Here is a 16,393-nt window from a genome sequence, read left to right as displayed (position 1 = left end):
TGAGATCGGTCATCCGGTCACCGCCGCCTCGGTCGTCGTGGTGACCGCGGTCTCGGCGTTCGCCGCGCCGGCAGCCCCGCCCGCGGCGGTGGAGTCGTCCGCTACCAGCGCGTTCGCGAGTCGCAGATCCAGTGGGCCGGTGATCTTGAATGCCAGGGGATCGCCCGGAACCACCGAGACGGTCGCGCCCATCGCCTCCACGAGGCCGGCATCGTCGGTGGCGGGCAGGTCGACCGCATAGGCCTCGCGCAGCAGCGCGGCGTCGAAGCCCTGGGGAGTCTGGATCGCTCGCAGTCCGGAGCGGTCCGGTGTCCCGGTGACATCACCGGCCGCGTCGACTGCCTTGATGGTGTCGGCCACCGGGATGCCGGGGACGACCGCGCGATGACCGGCGTCCAGCGCGTCCACGACACGCTCGATCAGCGACGGCGGCGTCAGGGCGCGGGCCGCGTCATGCACGAGGATATGGGTGGCTTCCGGGGCGGCGGCCAAGCCGGCGCGCACCGAGTCGGTGCGTTCTACGCCGCCGGCCACCACATCGACCGGTATCGAGCTGGCCGCGTGGGCACGGGCGGCGAGCAGTTCCCGGGCCGCATCGATCATCTCGATGGGCGCCATGATCACGATGCGGTCGACGACCCCGGACGCGATCAGACCGTCTACTGCGTGTACGAGCATGGGACTGCCGCCGACCGGGACGAATGCCTTGGGTGTCGATTCACCCAGGCGAACGCCCCGACCGGCGGCAGGTACCAATGCCACAACGCGGCGGGAGTTGAGCGTCAAGGCGATGCGGTCAGGAGGCCGCGGCGAGAACCTCGTCGAGCAGGGTCTCGGCCTTGACGTCGTCGGTGCCCTCGGCGAGCGCGAGCTCACCGACCAGGATCTGCCGGGCCTTGGCCAGCATCCGCTTCTCGCCGGCGGACAGGCCGCGGTCCTGCTCCCGACGCCACAGGTCGCGGACGACCTCGGCCACCTTGTTCACATCGCCGGAGGCGAGCTTCTCGAGGTTGGCCTTGTACCGCCGAGACCAGTTCGTCGGCTCCTCCGTGTGCGGAGCGCGTAGCACCTGGAAGACTCGGTCGAGACCTTCCTGGCCGACGACGTCGCGGACGCCGACGTACTCCGCGTTCTCTGCGGGAACCCGAACGGTGAGATCGCCTTGAGCGACCTTCAGGACCAGATACTCTTTCTGAACACCCTTGATGGTGCGAGTCTCGATTGCTTCGATCAGCGCCGCTCCGTGGTGGGGGTAAACGACGGTGTCTCCGACCTTAAAAATCATGTGTCCCGTGCCCCTTTCGATGTTCACAGTTTAACATGCGACTCGATAACGCCGCGATCAACGGCGCAGGTCAGGGGCCACAACAGGCCGACCTTGGGGCTTGACAGATCGCGATGCGTGTGCATCCCGTTGCGGCAGAACGGGATACGCGGCTCGCGGGTCGCCGCGGAACATTACACCGGACCGGTCCACACCGACCACCCTGCGAACTACTACGCTGCCTACTACTACTCTCCATCGTGGAGTGAGCCGGTCGACATGGAGGACAACCCGTGACTGCCCTGAAAGCCACCACAGCGTCGAATGTGACCAAGGTGTCGCGGCGCGCAATCGCTGTTGCCGCGCTGGCCACCGGTGCGGCGCTGGCGTTGTCCGGATGCGGTGCCGGCCAGATCTCGCAGACCGCGGGTCAGGTGCCCGCCGTCAACGGCAGCGCGGCCACCGTCGGCAACGTGGCGCTGCGTGACGTGCGCATCCTGCTGCCGCAGTCGGAGGAGTACACCAACGCCAAGGGTGGCAAGTCCGTCGTCGCGTTCAGCGCGATCAACGAGGGCTCGTCCAAGACCGACCAGCTGGTCAGCATCACCACCGACCTCGGCCAGGTGAAGATCACCCCGGCCACGCCGGAACTGATCCCCGGCCAGACGGTCGTCGCCGCGAGCCCGGAGGCCGCCAAGGCCGCCCAGGCGGGCGCCGAGAACGCCTCGCCGACCACCGGCGCCGCGCAGCCCACCAGCTCGCCCGCCACGCCCACGCCGGAGCACAGCGCGTCGCCGCGCCAGGAGGGCGCCGGTTCGCCCGATCAGCCGGCCGACCCGAACGCGCATCCGATCCTGGTCGAGATCACCGGACTGACCAAGGACATCGTGCCGGGCCTGACCTACGGCGTCACCTTCAACTTCAAGAACGCCGGCACCGTGCAGGTGCAGGTGCCCGTCGACGCCGGCCCGAACACCCCGCGGCACGAGGGCGCGACGGTCGCCGAGCACGGCGGCCACTGAGGCTCGCTCCTGCACACCGGCCCATGTCGGCCCCCCTATCTAGGCTGCGCACGTGGCCAAGGTGAAATCGCTGTACCGCTGCTCGGCATGCGGGAACGAGGTTGCCAAATGGGTGGGGCGCTGCCCGGGGTGCAACGAATGGGGAACCGTCGACGAGGTGGTGTCGGCCGGCGCCGGGGCGGGAGCGCATGCCGCCGGGCGCCGGGCACTGCTGCCCTCGACGGCCGCGGCGCCCATCTCGACCATCGACTCGAAGGTCACCCGCGCCCGGCCCACCGGTGTCGCGGAATTGGATCGCGTCCTCGGCGGCGGGGTGGTGCCCGGATCGGTGGTGCTGCTCTCGGGTGAGCCGGGCGTGGGCAAGTCGACGCTGCTGCTCGAGGTCGCCCACCGCTGGGCGCGGGAGCGCGAGGAGCGTGCGCTCTACGTCACCGCCGAGGAGTCCGCCGGGCAGGTCCGGCTGCGCGCCGACCGGACCGGGGCGGTGCACGAAAGGGTTTATCTCGCAGCCGAATCCGATCTCGCCACGATTCTCGGCCATGTCGATCAGGTCCGGCCGACGCTGCTGGTGGTCGATTCGGTGCAGACCATGCTGGCCGCCGACGCGGACGGGGTGATCGGCGGTGTGACCCAGGTGCGCGCGGTGACCGCGGCCCTGACCTCCCTGGCCAAGGCGAGCGGTATCGCGGTGCTGCTGGTCGGCCACGTCACCAAGGACGGCAATGTCGCCGGGCCGCGCACCCTCGAACACCTGGTGGATGTGGTGTTGCAGTTCGAGGGCGACAAACACTCCACTCTGCGCATGGTGCGCGGCATCAAGAACCGCTTCGGCAGCGCCGACGAGGTCGGCTGTTTCGAACTGCACGACGACGGCATCGCCGGGGTGAGCGATCCGTCCGGGCTGTTCCTGCATCACCGTGCGGATCAGGTTCCCGGCACCGCGATCACGGTTGCGATGGACGGTAAGCGGCCGCTGCTCGGCGAGGTGCAGGGGTTGACCGTATCCACCCAGGTACCCGCTCCGCGACGCGCGGTGAGCGGTCTGGACTACAACCGCGTCTCGATGGTGCTCGCGGTGCTGCAGAGCCGTTGCGGCGTGTATCTGGGCAAGCACGACGTCTACGCCGCCACGGTCGGCGGAATGCGGTTGACCGAGCCCGCCGCCGATCTGGCCGTCGCGGTCGCGATCACCGGCGCCGAACGCGATATCCCGCTGCGCGCGGGCATGGTGGTGCTGGGCGAGGTCGGCCTCGCCGGTGAGGTCCGGCGTGTCACGGGGGTCGGGCGCAGGTTGCGCGAGGCCGAGCGGCTAGGTTTCACGGAGGCGTTGGTACCGCCCGGAACCGACCTGTCCGGCATCGGAATGAAGGTGCACGAGGTCGCGAGTGTTCGTGCGGCTCTCGCCTCGAGTGGTTTGTCGAAGCGACGACGCGAGCGTGTGGAGGCTGTGGAATGATCCCGGGCCGTTGGGTGACACACCTGCTCGGCCGTCCCGCGCCGCGCCGCAGGTTCGTGACTCCAGCGGACGTGCCGGCCACGGTGGCTGCGGCAGATGGGGTGGCTCCGGCGGATGGGTCGCCCGTGGCCGAGGCGGTCGAGGCCGATGGTGACCCCGGCCTGAGTACCACCATCGCCCGGCTGGTGCCGGGCACCGAACTGCGCGACGGTATCGACCGGATCCTGCGTGCCCGCACCGGCGGGCTGATCGTGCTCGGCTACGACGAGGAACTGGAGCGAATCTGCGACGGCGGATTCGAACTCGACGTCGAATTCTCGCCGACCCGGCTGCGTGAGCTGTCGAAAATGGATGGCGCCGTGGTGCTTTCGACCGACGGCGCACGTATCCGCCGCGCCAATGTCCATCTGGTTCCCGACCCCGGCCTGCCGACCACCGAATCCGGCACGAGGCACAAGGCGGCCGAGCGCACCGCCGCGCAGACCGGCTATCCGGTGGTGTCGGTGAGCCGCTCGACGGGCATCGTCACGGTCTATCTCAACGGGCACCGGCATCCGATCCAGACCTCGGAGACCATCCTGTCGCGCGCCAATCAGGCGATGGCGACGCTGGAGCGCTACCGTTCGCGCCTGGACGAGACCACCCGGCAGCTGTCGCTGGTGGAGTTGAACGACTGCGCCACGGTGCGCGATGTGCTGGCGGTGGTGCACTGCCTGGAGCTGGTCCGCCGCGTCGCGCGCGAAATCAGTTCCGACGTGGCCGAACTCGGCGTGGACGGCCGGCAGCTGGCGCTGCAACTGGCCGAACTCGTCGGCAACACCGAGGCCCTGCGCCGCCTGCTGGTCCGTGACTACATCCGCACCGAACCGATCGACGACGTGATGGTCGACCGCACGCTGGCAGCGCTCGACGGGCTGCTCGAGGTGGATCTGCTCGAACTCACCAACCTCGCTCCGCCACTGGGCTTTCCGGCGACATACGAGGCCCTCGACACCGCCGTGGGCCCGCGCGGATATCGGGTGCTGGCCGAGATTCCGCGGGTGCCGCTGCGCCGCGCCGAACCCGTGATCGCCGCATTCGGCTCGCTGTCGGGCCTGGTTTCGGCGAGCGCCTCGGAAATCGAGGGCGTCGACGGTATCGATGCGCATCTGGCCCGGCAGATCCGCGAGGGCCTGTCCCGGCTGTCGGAATCCGGCGCGGTGCGATCGGCGGAATCCGGCACGGTCTGAACCGGCTTCGGGCGCTACCGGTTTCGAGCCGGTGAGTCAGGCGATGTTGAAGGTCTCCGGCGCGCTGCGCACCGAACCGAACTGCGCCACCACCGCGTACCCGCCGGCCGGCACCGGAACGCGATCGCCCGCACAACCCGGCTGCGACGTGGTGCCCGACCAGGTGAGAGTGAACGCCGCCTGCTGGCCGCCGTTGAGCGTGCGGAGATCGGCCGGACCGCCCTGATCGCAATCGGTGTTCGACCACAGCTTGCGCTGGCCGTCCAGCGACTGCACCCACACCTGCTGCAGGCCCGAACCCATATCCCGAGTACAGCCCGCGGTGGAGATGTTGGTGAGCACGATGGTGAACACCGGCTGATCACCGGCCTTGTAGGTCGGCTGGCCGACGGTCACCTTCACCGCCAGCGACTGATCCGGGCACGGGGCGGGGATGCCGCTGGCGGTGGCGTTGACGGTGCCCGAAGCCGGCGCCTTCGAACCGCTGGGATCGGCGGTGGTGGATCCGCCCGCCTTCGCGGAGGTGGAGGTCGCCCCCGCGGCCTTGGGGTCCTTGTCGTCCCCGCCGCCGCGCAGCAACATCAGCGCCAGCCAGATGACCAGAGCGAGCGCGACGATCAGCGCGCCGATGGCGAGCAGGCGGCGACGCCAGTAGATCTCCGGCGGCAGCGGTCCATTCGGTTCCAGCACGGCAACAACGGTAAGGGCACGATCGTGCCGTTCCGCTCAGGTACGCGGCGTGTCGGCGCCGAAATGGCGGTGACGCCGGGTACATTTTCGCGCCGCCTTCCGCGGCGGTGCGGGCACCCGGCGATCACCGTGTGAGAACCGTTGTGGTTCAGACTGTTTCGCCGATATCGCCGATCACCTTGTGCAACTGCGCGCGGCCGTCGGCAAGCTTGTAGTTCACACAGGCGATCGCGCACTGTCCGCTGTCGACCCGATCGGAGACGATCTTCGAGCGATCGGTGAGCAGGCGTGCGGTCTCCTGCACGTGGCGGGCCTCGAGTTCGTCGACTTCGGTGAGTCCGTCGCGGCGGCCGGTGAGGATGGACGGCGATACGCGCTCGACCACGCTGCGGATGAATCCGCCGGGCACGTTGCCGTCGTCGAGGGCGTCGATGGTCGCGCGGACCGCGCCGCAACTGTCGTGTCCGAGGACCACGATCAGCGGCACGTTGAGGATGGCGACGCCGTATTCGATCGAGCCCAGCACCGACTCGTCGACGACGTGGCCGGCGGTGCGGACCACGAACATATCGCCGAGGCCCTGGTCGAAGATGATCTCCGCGGCGACGCGGGAGTCGCCGCACCCGAACAGGATGGCCCGGGGCTGCTGGCCACCGACGAGTTTGGCGCGGTCGGCGGCGCCCTGGCTGGGGTGCTGCAGTGTGCCGTTGACGAACCTGTCGTTACCCTCGCGGAGAGACTTCCAGGCACTGATCGGGTTGGTATGAGGCATGCGTCCCATTTTCCACAGCTTGCGGGCTACCGGCGAGTCCGATTGGCTACACGTGGGCAAATTTCGGATCATCGGCGGGCGGGCACGGCGGTGATGTCGTGAGCTCGAAGGCGGCGAGCGAGACCACGCGCGACCCGGTCGCGGGCGTCGACAGCGACGTTCTGATCGACTGGTACGAGCAGTCCGCCCGGGACCTGCCCTGGCGGCGGCCCGGCGTGAGCGCCTGGCAGATCCTGATGAGCGAGATCATGCTGCAGCAGACGCCCGTGGTCCGGGTGGAGCCGATCTGGCGGGAATGGGTGCGGCGCTGGCCGGTGCCCTCGGCGATGGCCGCCGCCTCGCCCGGTGAGGTGCTGCGCGCGTGGGGCAAACTCGGATATCCGCGCCGTGCCCTGCGGTTGCACGAATGCGCCCGGGTGCTCGCCGCCGAATACGGCGACGTGGTGCCCGACGATGTCGAGGTGCTGCTCACCCTGCCCGGCATCGGCGCCTACACCGCGCGGGCGGTGGCCTGTTTCGCCTACGGGCAGCGAGTTCCGGTGGTGGACACCAATGTTCGCCGAGTGGTTGCCCGTGCGGTGCACGGCCGCGCCGAGGCCGGCAATCCGCGCGCTCGCGATCTGGCCGAAACCGAGGCCCTCCTCCCGGTCCGGATCGACCGGGCGGCGGTCTTCTCCGCGGCGCTGATGGAATTGGGAGCCACCGTCTGCACCGCTCGCACTCCCGACTGCGAGCGCTGCCCGCTGCCGCGCTGCACGTGGGTCACATCCGGTCGTCCGGCATCCGATGTGGTGCGCCGTACCCAGAAATACGACGGCACCGATCGGCAGGCTCGCGGGCGACTCCTGGACGTGCTGCGCGCGGCCACCGGACCGGTCGAACGGGTGGCTCTCGACCTGGCCTGGACCCGCGATCCGGGCCAGCGCGACCGGGCACTGGATTCGCTGCTCGTCGACGGTTTGATCGAGCAGACCGCCGAGGGGTTGTTCGCGCTGGCCGGCGAGAGCGGCGCCGTCATGCTGTCCGGACCGGCCGGTCGATCCGGCTGACCGAATCGACCCGAGGCGGGCGATCGACGACCGCGGGTCTCATCCGCGGACCGGCAGCTGTTCCTCCGCTCGGTTCCGTCGCGAATCCGGGTCGTTCGAGGCGTCGATATGCGGAGCCGGATCCGGCGCCGCTGTCGCGGCAGGCGCCGGGGTACGCAGGGCCGTGCGGCGGCGCGCGTTCACGAGCGGGCGGCCGATGAACCGGCAGGCCAGGTAGATCACGAACGAGATGGTCGTGATGAAGGTCGAGACCGGGACGCCGGGCGCCAGGGACAGCAGAATCCCGCCCACGGCGGCGATTTCGGCGAACAGCACCGACAACAGCGTCGCCCGCAGCGGGCTCGCGGTGAGCTGGGCGGCGGCCGCTGCGGGGGTGATCAGCAGCGACAGCACCAGCAGGGCGCCGACGATCTGCACCCCGAAGGCAGCGGTCACGCCGAGCAGCACCGCGAACACCACCGAGAGCGCGCGCACCGGAACCCCGCGCGCCACCGCGACTTCCGGGTCGGTGCTGGCGAAAAGCAACGGGCGGTAGATGAACGCGAGCACCGCCAGCACGCCGACGGTGCAGAGCGCGAGCAAGGTGAGACCGGTGCCGCCGACGCTGACCACCTGCCCGGTGAGCAGGGAGAATTTCGATCCGGCGCGACTCGGCCCCAGCCAGAGGAACAGCACCGACAGGCCGAGCCCGAACGACATCACCACCGCGATCACCGAATCACGTTCGCGCGCCTTGGAACCCAGCAGACCGAACATGACCGCCGCGATCACCGATCCCGCGATCGCCCCCGCGCCCACGCCGATACCCACCAGCAGCGCGGCCGCGGCACCGGTCAGCGAGAGCTCGCTGGTGCCGTGCACGGCGAACGACATCTGCCGGTTCACGATGAGCGGCCCGATCACCCCGGCGAGCAGTCCCAGCAGGGCGGCCGCGAGCACCGCCTGCTGCACGAAGTCGTAGGACAGCAGGTCGGCGGTGGTGTGCAGATCCAGCATCTTGGTGATGACGTCGGAAAGTTTCTCGTTCATTCGCCGGCTCCCTCGGTGTGGTGGGTGCCCAGTGCATCGATTTCGTCGCCGGTGCCGACGACCACCAGCCGGCCGCGGACGCGCAGCACGTCGACCTCGGTGCCGTAGAGCTCCGAGAGCACATCCGAGGTCATCACCTCGTCGGGCGTGCCGATCCGGAACCTGCCCTCCACCAGATACAGCACCCGATCCACCAGCGGCAGAATCGGATTGATCTCGTGCGTCACGAACAGCACCGCGGTGTCGTGGGTGCGGCGGCGGCGATCGATGAGTTCGGACACCAGCCGCTGATTGGCCAGATCCAGGCTCAGCAGCGGTTCGTCGCACAGCAGCACGCGCGGATCACCGGCCAGTGCCTGCGCCACCCGCAAGCGTTGCTGCTCACCGCCGGACAGCGATTCCAGCGGTGCGTTCGCGAAATGCTCGGCTCCGACCTGGGCGATGGCGTCGGCGACCCGACGCCGGCGCTCGCCCCGGCCGCGCCCGCCCAGCCCCCAGCGATGCCCGTCCACGCCCAGCCCGACCAGATCGATCCCGCGCAGTTGCACACCGGCATCGATCGTCTTCTGTTGTGGCACATAGCCGATACGCGGATTGCCCAGCCGGGCGGGCGCCCCGCTCACCTCGACCGTCCCCGCACTCGGCGCGAGCTGCCCCAGCAGCATCCGCAGCAGCGAGGTCTTACCGGACCCGTTGGGTCCCAGCACCGCGACGAATTCGCCGGGCGCGACATCGAGATCGAGGCCCTCCCAGAGCGTGCGCGGCCCGAACGCCAGGCTCGCACCCCGCAGCGATACCGCGGGTGCCGCCGTGGCCGCCGCTGATGTGGTCGCGGGAATCGTCGCCGCCTCGCCGGTCTCCTCGCAGAACGCGCACTCCGCGCCGTCGAAACGGGTCGTGCTCGCGACAGAGCCGGGCCGGGCCGCCGTATCGGGGGATTCGTCGGCGGTCGGCCGGGTCCGCTGGTCGCCGTCCCTATCGGTGTGGCCGTCGCCGGAGAGTGCGTCGGCTCCGCTGCCGGCGGATTCCGGCGCTTCGGTTCGGGTGCGTCCCGCCATCACTACCTCCCTCAGCCGAGCGCGGCGGCCAGTGCCGTCGCGTTGTCGGTCTGCCACTTCACGAAATCGGTGTTCGCCGGGAGGGTTTCGGTGACCTCGACGATCGGCACACCCGCGGATTTCGCGGTCGCGGCGACATCCTTCGTGGTCTTGTCCTCGGTCTGGATGTTGTAGACCAGCGCGCGAACCTGCTTGCCGGTCAACAGCTCTCGCACCGCCGCCAGATCCGCCGGCGAGGGATCGGTGCCCTGTTCGATCGCCTCCTCGAAGGCGTGCGGGGTGCGGTCGTCGGTGTCGGCGGCCAGCAGCAGATAGTGCGCGAGCGGTTCGGTCTGCAGTACCGGCGTCTTCGGGTGGGCGGCCGCGGCTTTCGCGGTGATCGCGGAGATGTTCGCCAGCTGGGCGCGGAATCCGGCGGCGCGATCGGTGAAGGCCTGCTTGTGCTCGGGATCGATGCGGCCGAGTTCGTCGGCGATCCGCCCGGCCACGGCGTCGACGGTCTTCATGTCATACCAGACGTGCTCGTTCTCGTCGTTCGGCGTCGAGCGCAAGTCGAACGCGGCGATGCTGGGTTTGCCGCGCCCCGCGGCCGCCTTCTCGGCGAATTCGTCGTAGTGGCCGCCGTTGTAGAGCACCAGCGCGGCATCGCGGATCGCGGCGGCATCGGTCGGGCTGGTTTCGTAGGAGTGCGGGTCCACGGCCGGGCTGTCGATGATCGACTTCACCTCGACGTCGGGACCCCCGACCGCCGCCGCGACGCTGCCCCAGACATCGGTGGAGGCGACGATTTTCGGCTTCCCCGAATCCGAGGACGATCCCGAGCAGGCGGCCAGCGTGACCGCGGTGGTGATTCCCAGCGTGACGACAGCGATTCGAGCGGCGAAACTTCTGATCACGCGGGGTACTCCTGCACACGAGCTCTTAACGGAAACGATTTCCATTTAAATGTAGCCTATGTGGCGGGCCCGGACCCCATCGATCGGACCGGCCGGGATGTGAACCGCACCACGAACAGGGCCCGCGACCGCTCGATCCGAGCGACCGCGGGCCCTGGAACGGGAATCCGGCGACCGGTGGCTACTGCACCATGGCCGCTACCGGCTGGCTCAGCAGCTGGGCGCAGCGCAGCAGACCCAGATGGCTGTAGGCCTGCGGGTGGTTGCCCAGGGAGCGTTCGGCGACCGGGTCGTACTCCTCGCTGAGCAGTCCGGTCGGGCCGGCGACATCCACCAGCTGGGCGAACAGCGCCTCGGCGTCCTCGCGCTTGCCGATCAGCAGGTAGGCCTCCACCAGCCAGGCGGCACACAGGTGGAAGCCGCCCTCACCGCCGGGCAGGCCGTCGTCGTGGTGATAGCGGTATACCGTCGAGCCGCTGCGCAATTCGGCCTCGGTGGCGACGACCGTGGCCGCGAAGCGCGGATCCGACGGTTCGATCAGTCCGCTGAGGCCGATGTGCAGGGTCGCGGCGTCCAGATCGGTGCCGTCGTAGGCGGCCGTGTAGGACTGCACCTGCTCGTTCCAGCCCTTGGCCTTGACCTCGTCGGCGATGGTCTCGCGCAGTTCGACCCACACCGGGTCGATGCCGCGGTCGAACCGCTCGGCCAGCTTCAAAGCCCGGTCGACCGTCAGCCAGCCCATCACCTTCGAATACACGTGGTGACGCGGGTTGCCACGGATCTCCCAGATGCCGTGGTCCGGTTCGCGCCAGCGGCGCTGGACAGCCTGGACCATGGCCTCGACGAGTTCCCAGTCGCGGTCGGGCAGTGCCTTGGCCGGGTCGAGAATGCCCTTGCCCTCCCGAGCCTCGGCCAGGGCCGCGATCAGATCCACGATCGGGCCGAACACATCCAGCTGGACCTGCATATTCGCCGCGTTGCCCACGCGTACCGGCCGCGAGCCCGCGTAACCGGGCAGCTGATCCAGCACGGCCTCCGGGGGCAGCGTCTCGCCGTAGAGCGTGTACAGCGGGTGCAGGCGTTCCGGTCCGGCCAGCGTCTCGAGCACGCGGTGCGTCCAGGCCAGGAAATCCTCGGCCTCCGCCAGCGAGCCCAGGGTGACCAGGGCGTGCGCGGTGAGCGAGGCGTCGCGCAGCCAGCAGTAGCGGTAGTCCCAGTTGCGGACGCCGCCGATGTCCTCGGGCAGCGAGGTGGTGGCCGCGGCCAGAATCGACCCCGACGGGGCGTGTACCAGCCCGCGCAGGGTCAGCGCCGAACGCTTCATCAGATCGGGCTTCAGCGGCGGCAGGTTCAGATCGGCGGCCCAGTCGCGCCAGTACCGCTCGGCCTCGTTGCGCCGATCCGCCTCGCTGACCATCGCTGGGGCGAGATCGGAGGTGCCGCAGCGCATTTCGAGCACGATCGGCCCCTGCGAAGGGTCGACCACCGCGCGGGCGACGTGGTGGATGCCCTCTTCGGAGATCTCCCACTGCACGCCGGGGGAGCGCAGCACGATCGGATCGTTGGTGCCGTGCACGCGCAGGCCGGCCGGTTCGCGGACCAGCGTCACCGGCACCTGCCCGAACTCCGGGCGGGGTGCGAAGGTGACCACCGCGCGCGCGTCACCGGTGATCACGCGGGTCAGATCGGTGCGTTCCAGCGCGACGTCGTGCGGCAGGTAGTCGACGATTTTCAAACTGGACCAACGGGTTTCGACGGTCATGGTGCCGTCGACGTAGCGCTGGGACAGCGGCAGGCTCTGACGCTCGGGGGCGATGGTGAAATGTCCGGCAGCCGGGCCGCCCAGCAGATGGGCGAAGACCGCCGCCGAATCCGGCTCGGGATGGCAGAACCAGCTGACGGTCCCGTCGGGGGTGAGCAGCGCCTTGGAGCGCGGCGAGGCCAGCATGGTCAGCCGCTCGATGCGCGGCGCCGACGCACCCGCCAGCCAGGTACGGCGCTCCTCGAGCAGGAACGCCAAAGCCTTGGCGACCTCCTCGGTGCTGGGCACCCGGTACTCGGCGAGGCTCTCGCCGTCGCCCACCTTGATGCCGATGTCCGGACCCGACAGCCGCGCGAAGGCCTTCTCGTCGGTGACGTCGTCACCGAAGAAGACGGCGGCCGAGGCGCCCTCCTGATGGCGGATGATGTCGAGAGCCGCGCCCTTGTCGGTCTGGATGACGGCCAGTTCGATGACCGCCTTGCCCTCGGTGACCTGGATGCCGACCCAGCTCGCCGGACCCTGCCGGGCCTGCTGCAGCGCACGCCGGCCCACCTCGGGAGTGGCGTTGCGCACATGCAGCGCGATGCTGGCCGGCTTGGCCTCGACGGTGACGCCAGGGTTGTCGTCGGCGATGGCGGCCAGGGCGTGGCGCACCTCGGTCAGCAACTGCTTGGCGTCGTTGTCGATGGCGTGCACGAATCCGACATCGAATTCGGAGCCGTGGCTTCCGATCAACTGCACCTCGACGGGAAGCCGGGAAAGCGCCGCGAGATCTCGCAGCGCGCGGCCGGAGATGACGGCCGCGGTAGTGGTCGTCAGGCCGGCGAGCGCACGCAATGCGCTGACCGATTCCCGATGGGGATAGGCCTTTGCCGGATCGGAGACTATGGGCGCGATTGTCCCGTCGTAGTCCGAAGCGACCAATAGCCGCGGCACGCGGGCTACGGCCGACAAGGCACGGCGAAGTTCGTGTGGCAGATCCTGTGCGCTCACGCATCCAACCTAGTGATCGGAGGAGATTTTTCAGGGCGCGAGAAACTTTACTGGGTCAGGTTTGCCCGCGTGTTGGCGCAGTGATACGTGCTGTTTACACGAGCTCGCCAGGCAGGTTTCGAACGCCGGACCTACATTGTCCGGCAATCCGCTCCCTGCCGCGCGCTCAGGACTTTTCGCCCAGCAAGAGGTCGACGGTCAGGTCGAGGCGCTCGGCCACATCGGTCGCCGAGGCGCGCCGGGTGAGCCACGCCACCAGATTCGACAGCCACACGTCGCTGATGACGCGGGCGATGGCCAGATCGCGCTCGGTGGGCTCGCCCTCGTTCACGGCCCGCGCGAAGAAGCGGTCCATCACCTTGCCGACCCGGTCGACCTCGGCGGCCGCGGAGGCGTCGGCGAACATGAACGCTCGCGTCATGGCCTCGGTGAGCAGGGGATCGCGCTGCATGGCGCGGGTGACCTGGGTCAGCATCACGTGCATGCGTTCCTGCGGGGTCTGCCCGGCCAGCGGCTTGCGTTTGCTGTCGAACTGCTCGAATTCCCGGGCCAGTGCCGAGACCAGCAGATGCACCTTCGAGGGGAAGTACCGATACAGCGTGCCGACCGCGACGTCGGCGCGTTCGGCGACCGCGCGCATCTGCACCGCGTCGTAACCGCCCTTGGAGGCGAGCGCGAGGGTGGCGTCGAGGATCCGCTTGCGCCGTTCGCGCTGGGCCGCCGAGCTCAGCTCGTCCTCGCTGAGGGTGCTGACCGTCGCGCGATTGCGGGCTCCGTTCTGCGCACCCGAGTCGGCTGCCTGCTCTCGGGAGGGACTGGCCATTCGTGAAAGTCCTTTCCTGCACGCACGTCGGTTCCGGTGGCCGACGAGCGTAGTTCAGCGGCGGCGACGGACGCCCCTTGACTTACGCCCGACCGTCACATTAGAACATGTTCTAGGTGTGGGAGTCACGCCGGAAAGGCGGTATGGAGTGTGACCATCGCCACCACTGACGAGCATAAAGCCGTCCAGGAGTCGATGCGCGGATGGGCCGCAGCGGTGCACCCGATTGCAACAATGCGCAGTGGCGCGCCGGGGTACTGGCGTGAATTCTGGCCGGGCCTGGTGGGCCTCGGCATCTTCCGCGTCGCGGTCCCCGAGGAGGCCGGCGGCGCGGGCGGCTGCGTGAGCGATCTGGCCGTGCTGATCGAGCAGGCGGCGCATGATCTCGTGGGCGGACCGGTGACGGCTACCGCGCTGGCCGGCCTCGTTGCCGGCGACACCCTCGACGAGGATACGCCCTGCGGTATCGCCCTGGGCGAGCCTGTTGTGCTGTCGCACAACGCAACCGACGCGCTGGAAGTGACCGGCACCTGGGAGACCGTGCTCGGCGCCGACGAGCAGACCGCGCTGTTGCTGCCGGTACGCTCCGGCGACCGCGAGCTGTGGTGCCTGCTGCCGGCGGGCACGCCGGGCGTGACGGTCGAGGCGCTCGAGCCCCTGGACCCCAGCACTCCGCTGGCCCGTGTGGTCTGCGCAGGCGTCGCGGTGCCGGCCGGGCACATCTTCGAACCGCCCTACGCGGTGGGCGATCTCGTGGCCGCGCTGATCGCGGCCGAGGCCGCGGGGATCGCGGGCTGGTGCCTGGAGACGGCGGTCGACTACGCCAACGTCCGGGAGCAGTTCGGCCGCAAGATCGGCGAATTCCAGGCGATCAAGCACATCTGCGCCTGGATGCTGTGCCGCACCGAACAGACCCGCGCCGTGGCGGCGGACGCGGCGGCAGCGGCCGATCCGGCGACCGCCGCGGGAGCTACCGACGCGGGTGGTGGCGAACTGCGACTGGCCGCCGCCGTCGCGATGGCGATCGCGCTGGACGCCGCCGTGGAGAACGCCAAGGACTGCATCCAGGTGCTGGGCGGTATCGGCTTCACCTGGGAGCACGACGCGCACCTGTACCTGCGGCGCGCGACCGCGCTGCGGGCGTTGCTGGGCGGCTCGGCACACTGGCGGGCCGAGGTGGCGAAGCTGACGCATGCCGGAGTGCGGCGCAACGTCTCTGTCGACCTCGGTGACGCCGAAGGCGGATCGGCATGGGAGGCAGCGGGTCTGGACACGGCCGAGGGGACCGTGCTGGCCGCCGACCTGGCCCGTATCGCCGCGCTGCCCGCCGGAGAGCAGCGCAGCGCACTGGCCGAGGCGGGACTACTGGCCTGCCACTGGCCGGCTCCCTACGGTCGCGACGCCGACCCGATTCAGCGCAGTCTCATCGAGGATCAGATCCGTAAGGCCGGAATCGAGCTGCCGGATCTGGCGATCGCCAACTGGGCGATTCCGACCCTGCTGCAGTGGGGTACGCCCGAGCAGATCGAGCGCTACGCGCTGCCCACGCTGACCGGTGAGGTCATCTGGTGCCAGCTGTTCTCGGAGCCGGGCGCCGGCTCCGATCTCGCGGCGCTGCGCACCGTCGCCGAGCGGGTCGAGGGCGGCTGGAAGCTGCGCGGCCAGAAGGTGTGGACCTCGCTCGCCGACCGTGCCACGTGGGGAATCTGTCTGGCGCGCACCGATTCCGCCGCGCCGAAGCACAAGGGCATCAGCTACTTCCTGGTCGACATGAAGAGTGCGGGGCTCGAGATCCGGCCGCTGGTGGAGATCACCGGGGAGGCGCGCTTCAACGAGGTCTTCCTCGACGACGTGTTCGTCCCCGACGACTGCCTGGTGGGAGAGCTCGGCAACGGCTGGCGGATCGCCCGGTCCACGCTCTCGGCGGAGCGAGTGGCCATGGGCGGCAAGGGAATCGGCGACGAGCTCGAGGCCCTGATCGCCGCAGCTCCCACCGCGGGCCCGGGTGCCGAGGTGGTCGCCGATCGCCTGGGCGCGCTGGTCGCCGATTCGGTGGCCGGCACGTTGCTGGAGGCGCGTGCGGCCGCGAAATTGCTGTCCGGCGGTGACCCCGCGGCGGAGAGCAGCGTCCGCAAACTGGTCGGCGTCCGGCACCGGCAGGCAGTGGCCGAATTCGCGGTCGAACTGTCCGGCACGGCCGGTGCGCTGGATACCGACGTGGTGAAGGAATTCCTGCTCACTCGTTGTCTGTCGATCGCCGGCGGCACCGAACAGATCCTGCTGACCGTCGCCGGTGAGCGGATTCTCGGGCTGCCGCGCGAATCGAAGGGCTGATACCGCAGGGCAGTGG

13 protein-coding genes and 1 pseudogene are annotated in these 16,393 nt (G+C 69.5%); 5 read left to right on the top strand and 9 right to left on the bottom strand.

Annotation, left to right across the window (positions count from 1 at the left end; all coding sequences use genetic code 11):
- Positions 1-9: 9 nt before the first annotated feature.
- Both ispD and carD read right to left on the bottom strand, forming a co-directional pair.
- A complete protein-coding gene (ispD, locus tag NN2_RS02925) occupies positions 10-786 on the bottom strand; it encodes a 2-C-methyl-D-erythritol 4-phosphate cytidylyltransferase (RefSeq protein ID WP_082856664.1) in 777 nt (258 codons plus the stop codon).
- Positions 787-796: 10 nt separating this feature from the next.
- A complete protein-coding gene (gene carD, locus NN2_RS02920; protein ID WP_019931623.1) occupies positions 797-1,285 on the bottom strand; it encodes an RNA polymerase-binding transcription factor CarD in 489 nt (162 codons plus the stop codon).
- A 272-nt stretch (positions 1,286-1,557) separates the two neighbouring features.
- Here carD and NN2_RS02915 point away from each other — a divergent pair, with 272 nt between their 5' ends.
- The 3 genes from NN2_RS02915 (at position 1,558) to disA (ending at position 4,971) form a co-directional block, all read left to right on the top strand.
- Positions 1,558-2,286 carry a copper chaperone PCu(A)C domain-containing protein gene (locus tag NN2_RS02915; RefSeq protein ID WP_063010102.1) on the top strand — a complete coding sequence of 243 codons (729 nt, stop codon included), beginning with the start codon at positions 1,558-1,560 and terminating at the stop codon, positions 2,284-2,286.
- Positions 2,287-2,338: 52 nt separating this feature from the next.
- Entirely contained in the window at positions 2,339-3,742 is a 1,404-nt protein-coding gene (gene radA, locus NN2_RS02910) for a DNA repair protein RadA (protein ID WP_030517317.1), read from the top strand.
- A gap of 125 nt (positions 3,743-3,867) precedes the next feature.
- The gene (disA, locus tag NN2_RS02905) at positions 3,868-4,971 is read left to right on the top strand and encodes a DNA integrity scanning diadenylate cyclase DisA (RefSeq protein ID WP_063010100.1); all 1,104 of its coding nucleotides are present in this window, start codon (positions 3,868-3,870) and stop codon (positions 4,969-4,971) included.
- A gap of 36 nt (positions 4,972-5,007) precedes the next feature.
- Here the strand turns inward: disA and NN2_RS02900 are convergent, their stop codons facing one another.
- Positions 5,008-5,661: a hypothetical protein gene (locus tag NN2_RS02900; protein WP_063010098.1), complete on the bottom strand. Its 654-nt coding sequence runs from the start codon at positions 5,659-5,661 to the stop codon at positions 5,008-5,010.
- Between the two features lie 148 nt (positions 5,662-5,809).
- The gene (locus tag NN2_RS02895) at positions 5,810-6,433 is read right to left on the bottom strand and encodes a carbonic anhydrase (protein WP_030517314.1); all 624 of its coding nucleotides are present in this window, start codon (positions 6,431-6,433) and stop codon (positions 5,810-5,812) included.
- Between the two features lie 98 nt (positions 6,434-6,531).
- On the opposite strand from NN2_RS02895, the gene NN2_RS02890 reads away from it, so the two are divergent.
- A complete protein-coding gene (locus NN2_RS02890) occupies positions 6,532-7,482 on the top strand; it encodes an HhH-GPD family protein (protein WP_063010096.1) in 951 nt (316 codons plus the stop codon).
- Between the two features lie 138 nt (positions 7,483-7,620).
- Here the strand turns inward: NN2_RS02890 and NN2_RS02885 are convergent.
- The 5 genes and pseudogenes from NN2_RS02885 to kstR form a co-directional block, all read right to left on the bottom strand.
- A pseudogene (locus tag NN2_RS02885) lies at positions 7,621-8,511 on the bottom strand (metal ABC transporter permease); the annotation flags it as partial.
- Complete coding sequence (locus tag NN2_RS02880; RefSeq protein ID WP_063010210.1) at positions 8,508-9,350, bottom strand: metal ABC transporter ATP-binding protein; 843 nt, start codon at positions 9,348-9,350, stop codon at positions 8,508-8,510. The gene NN2_RS02880 and the pseudogene NN2_RS02885, both read right to left, overlap by 4 nt.
- 230 nt (positions 9,351-9,580) lie before the next feature.
- Positions 9,581-10,510 (bottom strand): metal ABC transporter solute-binding protein, Zn/Mn family, encoded by a 930-nt coding sequence (locus NN2_RS02875; protein WP_082856661.1) that lies wholly within the window; start codon positions 10,508-10,510, stop codon positions 9,581-9,583.
- Positions 10,511-10,646: 136 nt separating this feature from the next.
- Positions 10,647-13,220: a trehalose-phosphatase gene (otsB, locus tag NN2_RS02870; protein ID WP_063010092.1), complete on the bottom strand. Its 2,574-nt coding sequence runs from the start codon at positions 13,218-13,220 to the stop codon at positions 10,647-10,649.
- A gap of 166 nt (positions 13,221-13,386) precedes the next feature.
- Entirely contained in the window at positions 13,387-14,043 is a 657-nt protein-coding gene (kstR, locus tag NN2_RS02865) for a cholesterol catabolism transcriptional regulator KstR (RefSeq protein ID WP_030517308.1), read from the bottom strand.
- Between the two features lie 150 nt (positions 14,044-14,193).
- Here kstR and NN2_RS02860 point away from each other — a divergent pair, with 150 nt between their 5' ends.
- Complete coding sequence (locus NN2_RS02860; protein ID WP_063010090.1) at positions 14,194-16,377, top strand: acyl-CoA dehydrogenase family protein; 2,184 nt, start codon at positions 14,194-14,196, stop codon at positions 16,375-16,377.
- Positions 16,378-16,393 lie beyond the last annotated feature (16 nt).

It is taken from the genome of Nocardia nova NBRC 15556 (genome assembly GCF_001613005.1).
Lineage (GTDB): Bacteria > Actinomycetota > Actinomycetes > Mycobacteriales > Mycobacteriaceae > Nocardia > Nocardia nova.
This window is presented reverse-complemented; position numbering and strand designations above follow the sequence as displayed.

Excerpts from the sequence above, each read along its gene's own strand:
- NN2_RS02875 (WP_082856661.1), bottom strand. The coding sequence starts at position 10,510 with ATGGAAATCGTTTCCGTTAAGAGCTCGTGTGCAGGAGTACCCCGCGTG.
- kstR (WP_030517308.1), bottom strand. The coding sequence starts at position 14,043 with ATGGCCAGTCCCTCCCGAGAGCAGGCAGCCGACTCGGGTGCGCAGAAC.
- NN2_RS02895 (WP_030517314.1), bottom strand. The coding sequence starts at position 6,433 with ATGCCTCATACCAACCCGATCAGTGCCTGGAAGTCTCTCCGCGAGGGT.
- carD (WP_019931623.1), bottom strand. The coding sequence starts at position 1,285 with ATGATTTTTAAGGTCGGAGACACCGTCGTTTACCCCCACCACGGAGCG.